17 protein-coding genes and 1 pseudogene are annotated in these 15,801 nt (G+C 62.7%); 2 read left to right on the top strand and 16 right to left on the bottom strand.

The window, feature by feature from the left end:
* Positions 1 to 38 precede the first annotated feature (38 nt).
* From ACP7DD_RS01015 to ACP7DD_RS00940, 16 genes and pseudogenes are all read right to left on the bottom strand, one after another.
* A complete protein-coding gene (locus ACP7DD_RS01015) occupies positions 39 to 1,778 on the bottom strand; it encodes a GMC family oxidoreductase (RefSeq protein WP_426172820.1) in 1,740 nt (579 codons plus the stop codon).
* A gap of 317 nt (positions 1,779 to 2,095) precedes the next feature.
* Positions 2,096 to 2,488, bottom strand: coding sequence for a hypothetical protein (locus ACP7DD_RS01010; RefSeq protein ID WP_426172819.1), 393 nt, complete (start codon positions 2,486 to 2,488; stop codon positions 2,096 to 2,098).
* Between the two features lie 39 nt (positions 2,489 to 2,527).
* Positions 2,528 to 2,653, bottom strand: a complete 126-nt coding sequence (locus tag ACP7DD_RS01005) for a hypothetical protein (protein ID WP_426172818.1) — start codon at positions 2,651 to 2,653, stop codon at positions 2,528 to 2,530.
* Between the two features lie 52 nt (positions 2,654 to 2,705).
* Positions 2,706 to 3,806 (bottom strand): porin, encoded by a 1,101-nt coding sequence (locus ACP7DD_RS01000; RefSeq protein WP_426172817.1) that lies wholly within the window; start codon positions 3,804 to 3,806, stop codon positions 2,706 to 2,708.
* A 44-nt stretch (positions 3,807 to 3,850) separates the two neighbouring features.
* The gene (maiA, locus tag ACP7DD_RS00995; protein WP_426172816.1) at positions 3,851 to 4,510 is read right to left on the bottom strand and encodes a maleylacetoacetate isomerase; all 660 of its coding nucleotides are present in this window, start codon (positions 4,508 to 4,510) and stop codon (positions 3,851 to 3,853) included.
* Positions 4,507 to 5,229: an ABC transporter ATP-binding protein gene (locus tag ACP7DD_RS00990; protein WP_426172815.1), complete on the bottom strand. Its 723-nt coding sequence runs from the start codon at positions 5,227 to 5,229 to the stop codon at positions 4,507 to 4,509. Before ACP7DD_RS00990 ends, maiA begins: the two co-directional genes overlap by 4 nt.
* Position 5,230: 1 nt before the next feature.
* Entirely contained in the window at positions 5,231 to 5,977 is a 747-nt protein-coding gene (locus tag ACP7DD_RS00985) for an ABC transporter ATP-binding protein (protein ID WP_426172814.1), read from the bottom strand.
* Entirely contained in the window at positions 5,974 to 6,978 is a 1,005-nt protein-coding gene (locus ACP7DD_RS00980; protein ID WP_426172813.1) for a branched-chain amino acid ABC transporter permease, read from the bottom strand. Before ACP7DD_RS00980 ends, ACP7DD_RS00985 begins: the two co-directional genes overlap by 4 nt.
* A complete protein-coding gene (locus ACP7DD_RS00975) occupies positions 6,978 to 7,898 on the bottom strand; it encodes a branched-chain amino acid ABC transporter permease (protein ID WP_426172812.1) in 921 nt (306 codons plus the stop codon). The genes ACP7DD_RS00980 and ACP7DD_RS00975 overlap by 1 nt, the downstream gene beginning before the upstream one ends.
* Before the next feature lie 21 nt (positions 7,899 to 7,919).
* Positions 7,920 to 9,089: pseudogene (locus ACP7DD_RS00970) on the bottom strand (ABC transporter substrate-binding protein).
* Positions 9,090 to 9,114: 25 nt separating this feature from the next.
* Positions 9,115 to 9,429: a non-heme iron oxygenase ferredoxin subunit gene (locus ACP7DD_RS00965; RefSeq protein WP_426172811.1), complete on the bottom strand. Its 315-nt coding sequence runs from the start codon at positions 9,427 to 9,429 to the stop codon at positions 9,115 to 9,117.
* 10 nt (positions 9,430 to 9,439) lie between these two features.
* Positions 9,440 to 9,919, bottom strand: coding sequence for an aromatic-ring-hydroxylating dioxygenase subunit beta (locus ACP7DD_RS00960; protein ID WP_426172810.1), 480 nt, complete (start codon positions 9,917 to 9,919; stop codon positions 9,440 to 9,442).
* On the bottom strand, positions 9,916 to 11,169 hold the full coding sequence (locus tag ACP7DD_RS00955; RefSeq protein WP_426172809.1) for an aromatic ring-hydroxylating dioxygenase subunit alpha: 1,254 nt from the start codon (positions 11,167 to 11,169) through the stop codon (positions 9,916 to 9,918). The genes ACP7DD_RS00960 and ACP7DD_RS00955 overlap by 4 nt, the downstream gene beginning before the upstream one ends.
* Before the next feature lies 1 nt (position 11,170).
* Positions 11,171 to 11,869 (bottom strand): fumarylacetoacetate hydrolase family protein, encoded by a 699-nt coding sequence (locus ACP7DD_RS00950; protein ID WP_426172808.1) that lies wholly within the window; start codon positions 11,867 to 11,869, stop codon positions 11,171 to 11,173.
* A 16-nt stretch (positions 11,870 to 11,885) separates the two neighbouring features.
* The gene (gene gtdA / locus ACP7DD_RS00945) at positions 11,886 to 12,911 is read right to left on the bottom strand and encodes a gentisate 1,2-dioxygenase (protein WP_426172807.1); all 1,026 of its coding nucleotides are present in this window, start codon (positions 12,909 to 12,911) and stop codon (positions 11,886 to 11,888) included.
* An 18-nt stretch (positions 12,912 to 12,929) separates the two neighbouring features.
* Positions 12,930 to 13,916: an FAD-binding oxidoreductase gene (locus tag ACP7DD_RS00940; protein ID WP_426172806.1), complete on the bottom strand. Its 987-nt coding sequence runs from the start codon at positions 13,914 to 13,916 to the stop codon at positions 12,930 to 12,932.
* 112 nt (positions 13,917 to 14,028) lie between these two features.
* Here ACP7DD_RS00940 and ACP7DD_RS00935 point away from each other — a divergent pair, with 112 nt between their 5' ends.
* Both ACP7DD_RS00935 and ACP7DD_RS00930 read left to right on the top strand, forming a co-directional pair.
* On the top strand, positions 14,029 to 14,952 hold the full coding sequence (locus ACP7DD_RS00935; RefSeq protein WP_426172805.1) for a LysR family transcriptional regulator: 924 nt from the start codon (positions 14,029 to 14,031) through the stop codon (positions 14,950 to 14,952).
* Positions 14,953 to 15,141: 189 nt separating this feature from the next.
* Positions 15,142 to 15,699, top strand: a complete 558-nt coding sequence (locus ACP7DD_RS00930; RefSeq protein WP_426172804.1) for an ester cyclase — start codon at positions 15,142 to 15,144, stop codon at positions 15,697 to 15,699.
* Positions 15,700 to 15,801 lie beyond the last annotated feature (102 nt).

Below are 15,801 nucleotides of genomic sequence, written 5' to 3'. Positions count from 1 at the left end.
TCACTTCCTGTCTGTTGATGTCGCTGGATATGTCAGCCTTAAGCGTGCTTCAGGATTTCCGCCATCCGCTCGCCGATGATCATGCAGGGCGCCATCGTATTACCTGTCGTCACGCGCGGCATGACGGAGCCATCGGCAACCCGCAGCCCGGTGATACCGCGCACGCGCAGCTTGTTGTCGACGACAGCCATCCGGTCGCGGCCCATTTTGCAAGTGCCCGTCTGATGCCAGTACGTCATCGCGGCGTTGCGAATGAAGTTCTCCATCTCCTTGCCTTTCAGCGGGCCCGGCATTACTTCCCGCTTGGCGAATTCGCGCATTTCGGGTGCATTGCCAATCTCCCTGCACAGCTCCACCGCGCGAACCCGCGCGCGCATGTCGGCCGGCTCGCTGAGGAAGTTGGCCTGAATCTTCAGGCGGTCGCGCGGATCCGATGACTGCAGCGCGACAAAGCCGCGGCTTGCGGGACGAACCAGTCCGGGCGCAATTGACCACGCCGCCGGTGGAATGGCAAACTGCTTGCCGGTGACCTCGCTCGTGTAGGGGATTTCAATTTGGAACGGTTGCAAGTCCGGCGTATCGAGGCGGCTGTCGCTCTTCCAGAAAAACGTCGCCTCGGCAAAATTGTTGCGCGGCGCTTGCGGGGTGTTGTATTCCCAGATGCATCCGCCGAGCAGGATGTGATCCATGAAATTCTGGCCGACGCCGGGCAAATGGTGGACCGCGCGAATGCCCGCGCGCTTGAGCGACGCCTCGTCGCCTATCCCCGACAGCATCAACAGCTTCGGCGAATTCAGGGCGCCGGTCGACAAAACCACTTCTTTGGCGGCGCCAATCTTGCGCAGCTTGCCTTGCCAGAGAAATTCAACGCCGGTAGCCCGCTTGCCGGCCAGCGTGACTTTCTGCACTTCGGCCTGGGTCAGCACCGTCAGGTTTGGCCGATCCATGACCGGGTGCAGATAGTGCGCCGCCATATTCAGCCGGCGACCGTCCTTGATGCTCGTATTGGCGATAGAGCAGCCACCGGGGCCTTCCATCATGGCGCCATTGTGATCGGCGAAGGACGGAATTCCCACCGAAGCTGCCGCTTTCATCATGGCCGGCGCGATCGGATTGGGATTGTGCGCCGGCTGCACCCACACATTGCCGCCTCGTCCGCGGTAGCAGGGATCGGGCGCACCCTGCCAGTTTTCGATGCGCTTGTAGATGGCCAGTACGTGCTGGCAATTCCACGACGGGTCACCCGCTTCTGTAGCCCAATACTCGAAATCGTTCTTGTGGCCCCGAACGTAGGCCATCACGTTGATGCTGCTGCCGCCCCCGACCGCCTTGCCCATCGCCAGCGAGAGCTGGCGGTTATTCAGGTGGCGTTGCGGCAGCGACTTGTCGCCCCATTCGCGCTCCGTTCCAAGGTTGGTGAACCAGATGCCGGGATCCTGGATGCTGGCCACCTGGTCGCTTCCACCTGCCTCGATCAGCAGCACCTTCACGTCGGGATTCTCCGACAAGCGACTGGCCACGACGCAGCCCGATGAGCCAGCGCCGCATACGATGTAGTCGTACTGGGTTAGCAGATTGCTGGCCAGCGCCGACTGGTTGGCGTCTATTGCGGACGCCTTTTGTGCCATCGCGGTGGCAGAGGCAGCAGAAAGTCCAAGCGCTGCCGCGAACTTCATGAAATTGCGCCGGTCAATCTGGCCGCGCATCATGGCCTGTTCAAGCTGGTTGATACGGTCACCGCGTTCGAGTTCGCCGCTCTCGGGGTATGTCTTTTTCATCTCGTCTCCGTCCAATTTTCGAATGGTGTGCGTCTATCGCGCACGCTGTTGCTGCACCTTCTGCAATGCAAGAGGTATGCCATTCGCAACTGGACCGAAACAAGCGGGCAAGTAGCTGATTTATAAGGGGGTGATCGATGTGCCGTAAGACGACGTTGCTGCGCAGTCGCACCTTGACATTGTCAACATGCAACCCGATAGTCTCAATGTGCGACAGGTGCGAGGCATTCTATTGGTTGACGACGGTCGCTATGGACGTCAATGCGCTGCCGCACCGACGTTGTTGGACAAACCAGGCGACCGGATGCAAACGGTTGCTACTTGGTGAGCCAGCGTCCGGCCAGCCGGATCAGCGCTGGCATCAGCGAATACACCATCACCCCAGAAATCGACGTCGCGATGAGCCCCTTGAGCAGCAGGTCGGGCATCCCGGGCGCCAACGGATCGGCTATCGCGTCGACCAGCAGAGGCATCACGACCGTCAAAGGGAATACCGCAGCGGTGGACAGCATCCATTGCTTCCACCGCCTCGGCACCGGACCAGGACCGGGTGGCGTAAACCAAAAATCAGAGCCCGCATGAACATGATAGCGCTCTTCGCTAAGCAGCCAAGGCATTGCTTCAATCAGCAATCCGGCCCGCGTATCCGACGCCAGCCATGCCTGCGCGCCCGCTTCACTGTCGAAACGTACAACCACGAGAAAGCGCAAGCCAGAACCAACTGGTCGGATAACATCGGTGGCCAAGAATCAGGCAAAGCTCGCGTGGGCCTGAATAGCGTTGAGCATCCAGCGTTCATAATGCTCACGATGGTCGACGTGAACATCATGCGCGACGACGCTGGTGCCGTGGGCATCCGTGCTTGACATGCTCATTTGAACTTTCCCTTTGCCAAAAAAAATGCCGGCGCCTTGCCTGATCAGCCGATCAGAACGAGTGACGCAAGCCGGCCGACAGGCCCGACTGGTTGATGCCAGCGCCGACCGTTCCGCCGACGTCGAGTGCGATCGCGGCCGACCCGTTGTTCTTCATGTGTCCAAGAGAGCTGTACACAGCGGTCCGCTTCGACAGGCTGTAGGTGAGACGCAAGACCGACAAGGTCGAATCGTTGGCGCTGCCGTCGACGTCATGTCGCGCCACTTGGCCATCGAGCTGCAAGGCTGGCGTTAGCGGATAACTAGCGCCGATGTAATACAGGTCCGTCTTCAGATCGTTGGCCGGCGTCGCCGCAGTCTTTTTGCGCGCCATCACGCCAGCGCCAATCTTCGTGGCGCCAACCATTGCGTAGCCGTTGAGCGTCGTGCGGCGATCGCGCGACTCGCTGGTGGTCAGGCCGCCAGCAGCGCCGGCATTGCCGTACATGATGTCGTACGAAGTCGTCACGCCCCAGGCCTTGTTGTCGTAGCCCAGCAAAGCGGTCACTTGACGGCATGCTTTGGAGTTGCCGGCGACCTCGCCGGCACAGTTCGTCGCCGATGGGCCACCGGCGGCGGAGGCGTCGCGGCCCAGGCTATACGTCGCCCCGACAGTGAACGCGGAGAAATTGCCGAGGTAGCCTATGGCGTTATCGCTGCGCGCATTCGGAATGTACAAGTCGATGCTCGACATGCTGAACAGGTTCGGCCCCATCACGTCCGATTTGAGCGCCGACAGGAACGTCATGTTGATCTGGCGTCCCAGCGTCAGCGTGCCGAACCCGCCCTTCAACCCGACGTTCGCCTGGCGGCCGAACAAACGGTTACCCTGTCCCATGGTGCCGGTGTCGAGATTCAGGCCGCCTTCGAGGACGAAGATCGCCTGCAGCCCGTTGCCAAGGTCTTCGGTGCCGCGAAAGCCCAGGCGCGAGGGTACGCTACCTGTCAATCCAGGCATCTTGACCATCGAGTCGCCGGCCGCATTGGTATTTGTCGTGTAGACCAGCCCGCTGTCGACAACGCCGTAGATAGTGACCTGGCTTTGCGCGATCGCCGAACTTGCGGTGGCGCCGCCGATGAGTGCCAGGGTGGCGGCGAGAACTACTTTTTTCATTACGATGTCTCCAGTTTTGTTTTACTTCAAGGAACTACGCGGGGCTATTCGCTATCGGGTTGTCGGGCCGGATGGGCCAGCTGAAATTCGGGCAGTTCCTGGCATGCCGCGTCGATCGCGCGCAAGGTCGGGAACGGCGCGAGGTCCAGCCCGAAGCGGCTGGCGGCAAACAACTGCGGCACCAGGCAGCAGTCGGCCATGGTCGGCGTATCGCCCACGCAGAATCGGCCGCGTTGCGTGTCGCGCGCCAGCTCGGTCTCCAGCGCCGTCAATCCGGTGACGTGCCAATGATCGATCCAGGCTGCCTTCGCCGCATCGTCCGCGCCAAGCGGGCCGGTCAAATATTTCAGGACGCGCAGATTGTTCAGCGGATGAATGTCGCACGCCATCGCCAGCGAGAGCTGACGCACCTTGGCGCGCTCGCGCGGCGCGGACGGCAGCAGCGGCACCGCCGGGTAGGTCTCGTCGAGGTATTCGATGATCGCCAGCGACTGGCTGATATCGATGTCGCCATCGCTCAGTACCGGCACCAGCTGCTGCGGATTGCGCTCGCTGTTGGCCGGATTGAACTGCTCGCCGCCATTGCGGTTCAGCTGCACCGATGCGTATTCGAACGGCAGCCCCTTCAGATGCAGCGCGATGCGCACCCGGTACGCCGACGAACTGCGGAAGTAGTTGTGCAGTACCAGTTTTGCAGTGCTCATGAAACCCCCATATATTGTTGAACGATGGCGGGCTCGTTGCGAAGCTGGGCCGAATCACCCTGCCACACCACCCTGCCCTTTTCCATCACGAAGTGACGGTCGGCCAGTTTCAGCAGCGCCCCGACGTTCTTGTCGATGACGATCTGCGCCAGCCCTTCCTGCTTCAGTTTTGCCAGCACGGCCCATATCTCGGCGCGGATGAGCGGCGCCAGCCCCTCGGTCGCCTCGTCGAGCACCAGCAGTCGCGGGTTGGTCATCAGTGCGCGGCCGATCGCCAGCATCTGCTGCTCGCCGCCGGACAGCTGCCAGCCATGGTTGCCGCGCCGCTCCTTCAGGCGCGGGAAGAACCGATACACCCGCTCGAGGTCCCATGGCTGCAGGCTGGCCTGGCCGTGGCGCGGCGCGCGCGCGGTGGCAATCAGGTTCTCCTCGACCGATAAGGTCGGGAACACCTGGCGCCCCTCGGGCACCAGCCCCAGGCCAAGCCGGGCGATGCCGTGCGACGACATCGACGTCAGCGACTTGCCGCCGAAGGTGATGGCGCCGGACTTCACCGGCAGCATGCCGAACAGGCACTTGATCGTGGTCGAACGGCCCATGCCATTGCGGCCGAGCAGTGTCACCACTTCCCCCGCCCTGACGTCGAAGCCCATGCCGAACAGCGCCTGCGCGTGGCCGTAGGCGGCCTGGACATTTTTCATTTCGAGTAGCGTGGTCATCTCAGTCCTCTTGTTCGCCCAGGTACACCGCGCGTACCTCCGGATGGTTGCGGATTTCGTCGGGCGTACCGGTAAACATCACCTTGCCGTAGACCAGCACCGTGATGCGGTCGGCCAGCGCGAATACCGCTTGCATGTCGTGTTCGATCAGCAGGATCGTATAAGTGCCCTTCAGGCGCGTCAGCATCGCCACCACGGCGGCCGACTCCTGCACGCTCATGCCGGCCATCGGCTCGTCGAGCAGCAGGAACTTGGGTTGCGCTGCGAGCGCCATCGCCATCTCGAGCTGGCGCCGCTCGCCGTACGCCAGGTCGGCCGCCGGCACGTCCGCGCGCGCCGCCAGTCCGCAGGCCACCAGCGCGTCCTGCGCCGATTTGGCCGGTCCCGAGCGGCCCAGCATCGGCTGCAGGAAGCGCCAGCCATGCTCGCGCGCGCCGACCGCCGACAGCACGGCGTTTTCGCGCACCGTGAAATCCTCGAAGATCGACGTGATCTGGTACGAGCGCAGCAGGCCGCGCCGCGCCCGCTCGTGAATCGGCAGCGCCGTCACGTCGGCGCCGTCGAACCACACGCGGCCCGAATTCGACGCCATCTCGCCGGACAGCTGGTTGATCAGCGTGGTCTTGCCGGCGCCGTTCGGGCCAATGATGGCGTGCAGTTCGCCCGGCACGATGTCGATCGAGATCGCGTCGCTGACCAGGATGCCGCCGAAGCGCTTGACCAGAGATTCCGTTCGCAGCATGCTCATGCGTGTTCTCCCACGGCGTCGACCTTCACCTCATCGGCGTGGGCGCGGCGGCGATGGCTGATTTTCTCGAGCAGGCCGGCAAGGCCGGCAGTGCGCAGCAGCGCGATCAGGAAGATGGCGAACCCGAACACGGCCGGCCACGATTCGGTGAAACCTTTCAGCACTTCCTCGGCGCCGATGAAGGCGAGCGCGCCGAGCAAGGGCCCGAACACCGTGCCCAGGCCGCCCAGCACGATCATGACGATCAGGTCGCCGGAGACGATCCAGCTCAGCGTCGCCGGTGAAGCGAAGGCCGTCAGGTTCGCCAGCAGCATGCCGGCAATGCCGCACAAGATGGCCGACATCACATACGCGGCCAGCTGGTAGCGCGTGCTGCGAAAGCCGATCGCGTTGATCCGGCGCGCATTCTGGCGGGCGCCGCGCAGCACCATGCCGAACGGCGACGCGCGCAGGTGCGCGCCCCACCAGATCACCAGGCACAGCACCGCCAGCGCCACCCAGTACAGCGGCACCGTCTGGCCGAGGCTGACCCCGAAAAATTCGCTCGGCGCAGCCACCGGGGTGCCATCGTCACCGCCATACTGCTTCAGGCTGACGAACACGAAGTAGCCCATTTGCGCGAACGCGAGCGTGATCATGATGAAGCCGATGCCGGTCGTGCGCAGGCTCACGGCGCCGGTCAGCAAGCCCACCAGGCCGCATGAAACGATGCACACGGCCAGGTGGATCCAGCCGTTGCCGATGCCGTGAAAGGCAGGAATGGCCACGCTGTAGGCGCCCAGCCCGAGGAACAGCGCGTGCCCGAGGCTCACCAGGCCGCCGAAACCGAGCGCCAGGTTCAACGCGGTGGCGGCGATGGCGTAGATGATAATGCGGGCAAAAAACGCGATATAAAACGTCTGCCCGGTAGCGCCGGCGACAAACGGCACCAGCGCGAGCAGCAGCAAGAGCAGCAGCGGGACAACATTGCCCGGCCTGCGGAGTGTTTCAAATGACGACATCATGTCCTCCCGGCGGGAAACAGGCCTTGCGGACGCACGGCCAGCACGACGGCCATCAGCAAGTAGATAAGCATCGACGCCAGCGCCGGGCCGGCCGCATTGGCGACGTCGCGGCTGGCGATTTCGCGCAGCAGCGTAGGCAGGAAGGCGCGGCCGAGGGTGTCGGCGACGCCGACGATCAGCGACGCATACAGCGCGCCGCTGACCGAACCGATGCCGCCGATGACGATGACCACCAGCGCGGTGATCAGCACCGGCTCACCCATGCCGGTCTGGATCGACATGATCGGGCCGGCCATGACGCCGGCAAGGCCGGCCAGCGCCGCGCCCAGCGCGAACAGCACCGAGTTGAGCAGCTTGATGTCGACGCCGAGCGCGGACACCATCGCCGGGTTCGACGCGCCGGCGCGGATCAGCATGCCGAGCCGCGTCTTGTGCATCAGCAGGTGCGCGCCTACCGCCACCACCAGTCCGACCACGATGATGGCGAAGCGATAGCTCGGGTAGCTGATGCCGAACAGGTCGACGGTGCTTTCGAGGAAAGCCGGCAGCGGCAGGAAGTACGGCTGCGGACCCCAGATGATGCGGGCCATCTCGTTAAAGAACAGCACCAGCCCGAACGTGGCCAGCACATGGTCGAGGTGATCGCGCCCGTACAGGCGCGCAATCGCGGTTCGCTCGAGTATCACCCCCAACAGCACACAGCCGGCGACCGCTGCCACCACCGCCAGCGCAAAGGAGTCGGTGTGCTGGTAGGCGGTGGCGGCAAAGTAGGCGCCCAGCATGTAGAGCGAGCCGTGCGCCAGGTTCACGAAACTCATGATGCCGAACACCAGCGTGAGTCCGGCGGCCAGCAGGAACAGCAGGACGCCGAATTGCAGGCCATTTAGCAGCTGCGTCAGGATGAGACTGATACTCATGGGGATCTCCGCTACCTGGCTTTACTGCATCGAGCACTTGGATTGATAGGCATCCGCGTGATTGGCCAGCGGTGTGCCCAGCAGCTTGATGACCGGCGCGGCGCCGACGCTGGCGACCTGGAAGGCGTAGTAGTTCTGGATCGGCATGTTGTTCTTATTGAAGCGGAACGGACCCCGCACCGACTTGAAATCCTGCCCCGCGGCCTTGACCGCCGCAGCCAAAGCCTTCTTGTCGCCGTAGTTCGCCCCGGTGCGGCGGATAGCCACATCGAGCAGGCGGGCGGCATCGTATGCAGCGGCTGCATACTCGCTTGGCAGGCGCTTGTAATTGGCGCGGAACGCTTCAATGAACTGCTTGTTTTCCGGGTTGTCGATGGCGATATCCCACATGGCGCCCGAGATGGTTCCGGTGGCGGCATCGCGCAGCGCCGGCATGGTGGTCGCGTCGACGGTAAATACGGAATAGTTGGGGATCGATTTAAGCAGACCTGCCTGGCTCAGTTGGCGGATGTAGTTCACGCCCATGCCGCCCGGGTAGAAGGCGAACACCGCATCCGGCTTGGCCGCCTGCAGCTGCGAAATTTCGGCCGAGTAGTCCGACTGGCCCACCTGGGTGTAGACCTCGTCGACGATCTCGCCTTTGAAGAAGCGCTTGAAGCCGATCAGCATGTCTTTGCCGGCCTAGTAATTCGGCGCCATCAGGTAGACGCGCTTGATGCCCTTCTCCTGCATGTACTTGCCCATGCTCTCGGCGGCGCCATCGTTTTGCCATGCCACCGAAAACACGTTGGGGGCGCACGACGCACCGGCCAGCGGCGACGGGCCGGCATTGGTGGCGAGCGCCACCGTACCGGAGTCGACCAGTGGCTTCAGGGTCGCCATCAGCACATTCGAAAAGCCCAGGCCGACGATCGCGTGGACCATGTCCTTTTCGATGAATTTTCGCACGACCTGGTTACCCACTTCCGGCTTGAGCTGGTCGTCTTCCTTGAAGATTGTGACGGCCTGGCCGCCGAGCTTGCCGCCGCCTTGCTCGAGCGCGAGCATGAAACCATCGACCTGGTCCTGGCCGACCACGGCGACAGGACCGGACAGCGGGCCGGACAGGCCGATCCGTACCTGGGCGCTGGCTTGGGAGGTGACGCCGGCGATCAGCAGCGCGGCGCAGAGGATTTTGTAGTTGTTATGCATGAATGTCTCCTGGTGGGTAAAAGAGTTAGCCGAGATCGACGAACACACGTCCGTTTTCGATCTTGACGGGGAAGATGCGCAAAGGGTCGGTGGCCGGCTGGCACGTTGCGTGGCCGTTGCGGATGTCGAATTTCCCCTGGTGCAGCGGGCACTCGATCTCGTGACCATCGAGGAAGCCGTCGCACAGGCGCGCGTGTCCATGCGTGCAGACGTTATCGGTCGCGAAGACGGTGCCGTCGACGCCGTACAGCGCCAGCTCGGCGCCGCCGACCGTCACCGCGGCGACGTCGTCGTCCGGCACATCGGCCAGGGCGCTGACGTCGGTCCAGTTTTCTGCCATGGTGTTCTCCTCAGATTGGGTAAATCAGCGAGTTCGGGATCATCTCGCTGTCGTAGATGCAGTGGCGCTGCTCGAAGCGCAGGCCATCGGCGGTGATGCGGATGCGGTCCAGGTAGCGGCCCACGTTGAACACCGTCGTCTCCTGGCTCAACTTGGTGCGAAACACCGCGTAATTGGCCTGGGCGACGATGATGCCGTCGACCACTGACTCCACCAAAGGCACGCCGGTGACGTGGCGCTGGTAGTACGGATCGTGGAACAAGGTCTCCTTGATGCCGTAGGCGCGGTCGCGCAGCATGCCGCCGCTGATCAGGGCCAGCGTGGCGAGCGGCAGGCCGCGTTCGTGGTTCTCGCGCGGCTGGACGCGGTAGTCGCAGTCCTCGACGAACAGCGAGATCCACTTGTCCCAGTCGTTTGAATCGACCGCCGCCGCGTAATCGGCGTACAGCCTGTTGAGCGCCATCCAGGTATCGAAATCGAGCGTGTTCATACCTCCATCACCTTTCGCCAGTAGTTGTACATCCCGCGGATCAGCGTCTCGGTGACCATGTGGTCGGTGTTTTCGACGCCGTAGCCGCCCAGCTCAGCGAGGGTGCGATGGAACGGTTTCTGTTCGAAGCCCATCTGCGACAGCTCGATGACCTCGCCGTCGTCGGCCGAGACGAAACCAGCTGGCCCGAACAGGTTGGCCTGGATCAGCCGGCGCTCGGTCATTTCCGGCGTGTCGTCTTCGAAGCCGAAATGGGTCCACACGAAGTCGAACGAACCGGCACCGTCGGGCTGGATGTGGCGGGTCGAGACGCTGTTGACCTGCTGCTGGAAGATCACGCTTGGGAACACCGTCATCATCACGGCCGTCGGGCCGTTCCACCACGGCTCCGGCACGATGTCGAGCAGGCGCTTGTCGTTGATTTCCATGCCTGCCTTGAAGGACGTCACACCGGCGGTAACTTCCTTGGTGGCTGCCTGCTGTCCCCGCGTCGAGATCATCGCCGCGTGGCGGTACTGCGCATCCATCTTCAGTTCCGACTTGTTATCCGCGCGCCACAGGCCGTACGTGACGAACCAGGTATGCAGCAAGCCCGGATGGTAAGGGTCCTTGATGTTCTCCTGCATCAGCTTCCAGTTGCCCGGAATGCGCTGGCGGTTGTAGCCGAGGATAGTGAGCTTGCGGCCGTTGAACAGGCGGTCGAAGTACGCCGTCATGTCGGGCCCGAGAAAATCCTCGAGCGACTCGATGTCATGGTCGAACGACGCGAACACCACGCCGCCGCGGGTAGCGACCTTCAGCTTGGTCAGGCCATGATCGGCGGTGTTGAATTCCTTCGGCATGCCGCCGTTGATCTTGCCGTCCTGTTTGACGCCGCGCCGGAACGGCACGCCCTGCAGGTCGCCGGTCAGGGTGTAGGTCCACTGGTGGTAGGGGCAGACGAACTCGGTCTTGTTGCCATGGCGCTCGCGGCAGAACTGCATGCCGCGGTGCGCACAGACGTTTTCCACCACGTTGATGCTGCCGTCGGCGGCGCGCGTCAGGATGACCGAACGCTCGCCGATGACCGAGCGCTTGTAGTCGCCCGGGTTGGGAATTTCCGCTTCCAGGCCGACGTAGCACCAGTGGCCGTGGTAGAACAGGCGCTCGAGTTCGCGCTTGTACAGCGCTTCGTCGGTGTACGCCCAGAACGGAATGCGGCTGGACCCTGGCTGGTCCCAGACCGGCTTGATCGGGAACACGGCGGCCATGTCAGCTCCCCACGCGCACGGTGATGGCGGTCAGGCCGTCCACCGAGCCGTGCATGACGTCGCCCGGAACCACGGCGTTGACGCCTTCCGGCGTGCCGGTCATGATGATGTCGCCCGGTTCCAGCGTTTCATACTCTGACAGGTAGGCGATCGATTCGGCCACCGACCAGATCAGCTTCGAGATGTTCGACGACTGGCGGTGCTCGCCGTTGACAGTCAACGCGATCGTGGCGTCGCAAAGATGACCGACTGCGCTGGCCGGATGGATCGGGCCGATCGGCGCCGACTGCGAAAACGATTTGCCGAATTCCCAAGGCCGGCCTTTGTCGCGCGCCTCGAGTTGCACGTCGCGGCGTGTCATGTCGAGGCCGACCGCGTAGCCATAGACGTGCTCGAGCGCCTGTTCGACCGGGATGTTCTTGCCGCCTTTGGTGATGGCCACGACCAGCTCGACCTCGAAGTGGAAGTTCGACGTCTTCGGAGGATAGGGAATCGTCACTTCGGCGTTGTCGACCGCAACCGCCGCGCTGGCCGGCTTCATGAAGAAGAACGGCGCTTCGCGGTCCGGATCGCGCCCCATCTCGCGGGCGTGGGCGGCGTAATTGCGGCCGACGCAGAATATGCGGTTGACGGGGAATAGCTCGTCGCTGCCGGCGACGGCGAGCGTGTAGACGGGTGCTGGGGGGACTGCGTATTTCATCTTGGTCTCCATTAGGTTAAGCCATTTTTTCTTCGCGCCACAGGCCGAGCACCTGCTGCATCGGCCGGTCCGAAAAGCTGAAAAGGATGCAGTCGCTCGCCGCGCGCAAACGCAGCGGATGCCAGGACGGCACCACGAATACATCGTTGAGGGCAAAATCGACGCTGACGCCGCCGATTTCCGCGCTGCCGCCGCCCTCCAGGCACACGTAGACGGTGCTATCGGTGGCGCGGTACTGCCTCGTCTCGACGCCGGCCGGCAGGTACTGGGCAAAAGCGCCGATGGTGGGCATCGGCGACGCGCCGGTGGCCGGATTCACATAGCGCAGCTTGTGGCCGAAGTGAGCATCGATGGCGCCGCGGGCAATGCCCATCAGCGACTCGCGCGTTTTGCTGAACGGGTAGACGAACACCTTGGTCGGCTGCGATGGGGTCTGGTGAAAATCGACTGGCAGCATGTTGTTACCGTAACGGGCCAGCGCGTCGCCTTCAGGGCGCGCGGTTTCCTGCGTGGCGGCCGCGCCGTGCTCGGCGAACCCGGCATCGAAGAAACGCACGGTCGGGATGTCGAGGCCATCGAGCCAGACCACCGGCTGGTCGCCCAGGTTGCCGTGATCGTGCCACGTCCAGGCCGGCGTGATGATGAAATCGCCGCGCCGCATCGTCGTGCGCTCGCCATCGACCGCGGTGTACGCCCCTTCTCCGTCCAGCACCAGGCGCAGCGCGGATTGCGCATGGCGGTGAGCCGGCGCGACTTCGCCTGGCATGATCAACTGCAGGCCGGCGTAAAGCGACTGGGTAATCGACGAATTGCCGCGCAAGGCGGGGTTCTCCAAAATGAGCACGCGGCGTTCCGCTTCGGCCGCGGTGATCAGGCGCCCCGCCTCCATCACGTGGTCGCGCACGTCGGCGTAGCGCCACAGAGCCGCTTGCAGCGGCGAAGTCGGGGCTTTCGGCACCAGCGCGCCGAGGACTTCCCACAAGGGCGTCATGTGCTGCTGGTCGATCCGCTGGTAGAACTCCTGGCGGGCAGTGGTGGTCATCGTTTGTCTCCTGTCTTGTTAAATACCGCTGGGGTAGAACGCGTCGGCGTGGACGTTCAGCGCCGGCACGCCCTTTTTCTTGACGAGCATGGCGGCGGACTCCAACATCGGCGGCGCGCCGCACAGATAGGCGCGCCATCCGGTCAGGTCGTCCCAGTCGGCGTTGAAGGCGTCCGTCACGAGGCCGGAGCGCAGCAGCGGATCGCTATTGCCGGAGCTGATGACGACATGCACGTGCAGATTCGCGTGGCGCTGCTGCAGGTCGGTGAGCCATTCGAGGCCGTACACGTCTTGCGGGCTGCGCACACCGAAGTACACGTGAATCGGGTTGTCCATGCCTGCGCCGAGCGCGCCGCGCACAATCGACAGCACCGGCGCGAGGCCTGTACCGCCGGCCACGCACAACATCGGGCCGGTGTGCTTCGCGCGCAGGTAGGCTGTGCCGAGCGGGCCGCTGACGCGCACCGCATCGCCCAGCTTCAGCTGCGCGTCGATATAACCGGTCACGCGGCCGCCCGGCACGAGGCGCACGTGAAATTCCAGTTCATCGCTGCCGGGCACATTAGCCATCGAATATGGGCGGATATGGTCGGACGTGAACTGCAGGCTGGCGTACTGCCCGGGCGAAAACTCCAGTGGCTTGGCTGGCTTCAGCCGCAGCCGGCGGATGTCGTGGGTCAGTGTTTCGATGGCCGTAACGGTGGCCTTGATGATGCGGGCTGGATGGGTGACGACTTCGTCCGTTTCCGGCACTTCGATCACGCAGTCGCCGGTAAGAACGCTCATGCAGGCGAGCACATAGCCTTCGTCGTCCGGATGCGTAATTTTCGATTCGCGCCCGGTTTCCAACACCTCGCCCTTGATCACTTTGCAGCGGCAAGTGCCGCAACGGCCGGCCGTGCAGCTGTAGGAAATCGGCACCTGATGTTCGCGCAGGGTGGCCAGCAGATTGGCCCCCGGCTCCGCGTGAAGCTTGCGGTTCAAAGGTTGTACGAGGATTTCCATGACGGCGTCCACTGCGTGAGGAGAAAGTGGTTCGAGTATAGGAATTCAGGTAATATAAATAAATAGCATTTCACGAATGTCATACATCACCAACAGCAATACTAATGTAGCCATGGACCTGAAAAATCTCGATCTGAACCTTTTGCTGGTGTTTCATCAGCTACTCGCCGAGCGCAGAGTTTCCAAGGTTGCCGAGACGCTGGGGATGACTCAGCCCGGTGTCAGCAATGCGTTAAAACGGCTCAGGGTTGTACTCGGGGACGAATTGTTCGTGCGCACGGCGAAAGGCATGGCGCCAACTCCATACGCGGCGCAGCTCGGCGAGCCGATCGGCTACGCACTATCGACCATCTTCGATTCGCTCAACGAGGGTGTGCGCTTCGACCCCATCACCAGCGATCGGAAATTCAAGATCGGCATGACCGATATTGGCGAGGTCTACTTCCTTCCGGCGCTGATGGCTGCCTTGCGCGAGCAGGCGCCCGACGTGACCGTCAGCACTGTGCGCAACACCGCCGTGAATCTGCAGGACGAGATGGAAGCGGGGCATATCGACATGGCGATCGGCTTGCTGCCGCAGCTCAAATCGGGCTACTTCCAACGCAAACTGTTCCGGCAGCGCTACGTGTGCATGTTTCGGAAAGGTCATGAGCTCGACAAGGCGAGCATCTCGGTCGAAGAGTTCGAGCGCGCGGAGCACGTCGTGGTGGTGTCGGGCGGGACGGGGCACGCGATTGTCGACCAGACGATCGAACGGCTGGGCATCAACCGCCGGGTATCCCTGACCGTGCCGCACTTCGTCGCGGTCGGACATATCCTGTCGGCCAGTTCGATGATCGCGACCGTGCCGGAACGTTACGCAATGGCCTGCGTGAAGCCGTTCGGCTTGAAATACGTCACCCATCCCTTATCGCTGCCGGAAGTGAGCATCAACATCTTCTGGCACGCGCGATTCAATAAGGAGCCGGCCAATCAATGGTTGCGGCGCCTCATCTTCGATCGGTTCGCCGACGGCGGAACGGGCAGCCCCGCCTAGTTCGTAGGTAGGCGCGGCGACCGTGGCGACGCTTTTGGTCGAGCGCTATTCGACAGCCTCACAACGGTGGCGAGACTATGCCAAATATCGGAACAAACAATTCAAGAAATTACAGTTTATGCGCGAAGATGAAACATGTAAAGTCGGCTCAATGGCAGCCAACTCGGCGGCCTCCAACCGAAAGACACCATGATCAACGCCATCCGCCCTGCCGTCTTCTTCACCTTGCTCGCCGCGGGCTTCGCTGCCCATGCGGCCGAGCCCTCAGTGGTCGAAGCGCCGAAGTTCCCACCACCCGCCTACGAGAAACAAGCGCCCAGTGTCGAACGTCACTTGAAGACGTTCGACACCCTCGATTTCGAGGTATTCTCGAATCAGAAATGGGACCGCCTGGCCGAAAGCCACGCAAAAGACATCATCGTGACGTGGCCGGACGGACACGAAACCAAGGGTATCGAAAAGCATATTGCCGATCTCAAGGACATGTTTGTCTACGCTCCGGACATCGCGATCAAGAAGCATCCGATCCGTTTCGGCTCGGGCTCGTGGACGACAACGACCGGGATCATGACCGGCACGTTCACCAAGCCGATGCCGATCGGCGAAGGAAAGTTCATCCAGCCAACGGGCCAGCGTTTTGCCATTACGATGGCGACAATCGGGCATTGGACGAACGGCAGCATGGACCACGAGTGGCTGTTCTGGGATGCCCAGGACTTCACCAAACAGCTCGGACTTGCCAAATAATCCAACATGGTCTCACCGCCGCCCGAGGCGGCGTCGCTCGGGTCATACTCATTCTCAGTCGGGGTGAAAACACGCGAATACCGTGGAAAAGGTCTCCCACAC

Source organism: Massilia sp. TWR1-2-2 (assembly GCF_049897565.1).
GTDB lineage: Bacteria > Pseudomonadota > Gammaproteobacteria > Burkholderiales > Burkholderiaceae_D > JAFCUW01.
This window is presented reverse-complemented; position numbering and strand designations above follow the sequence as displayed.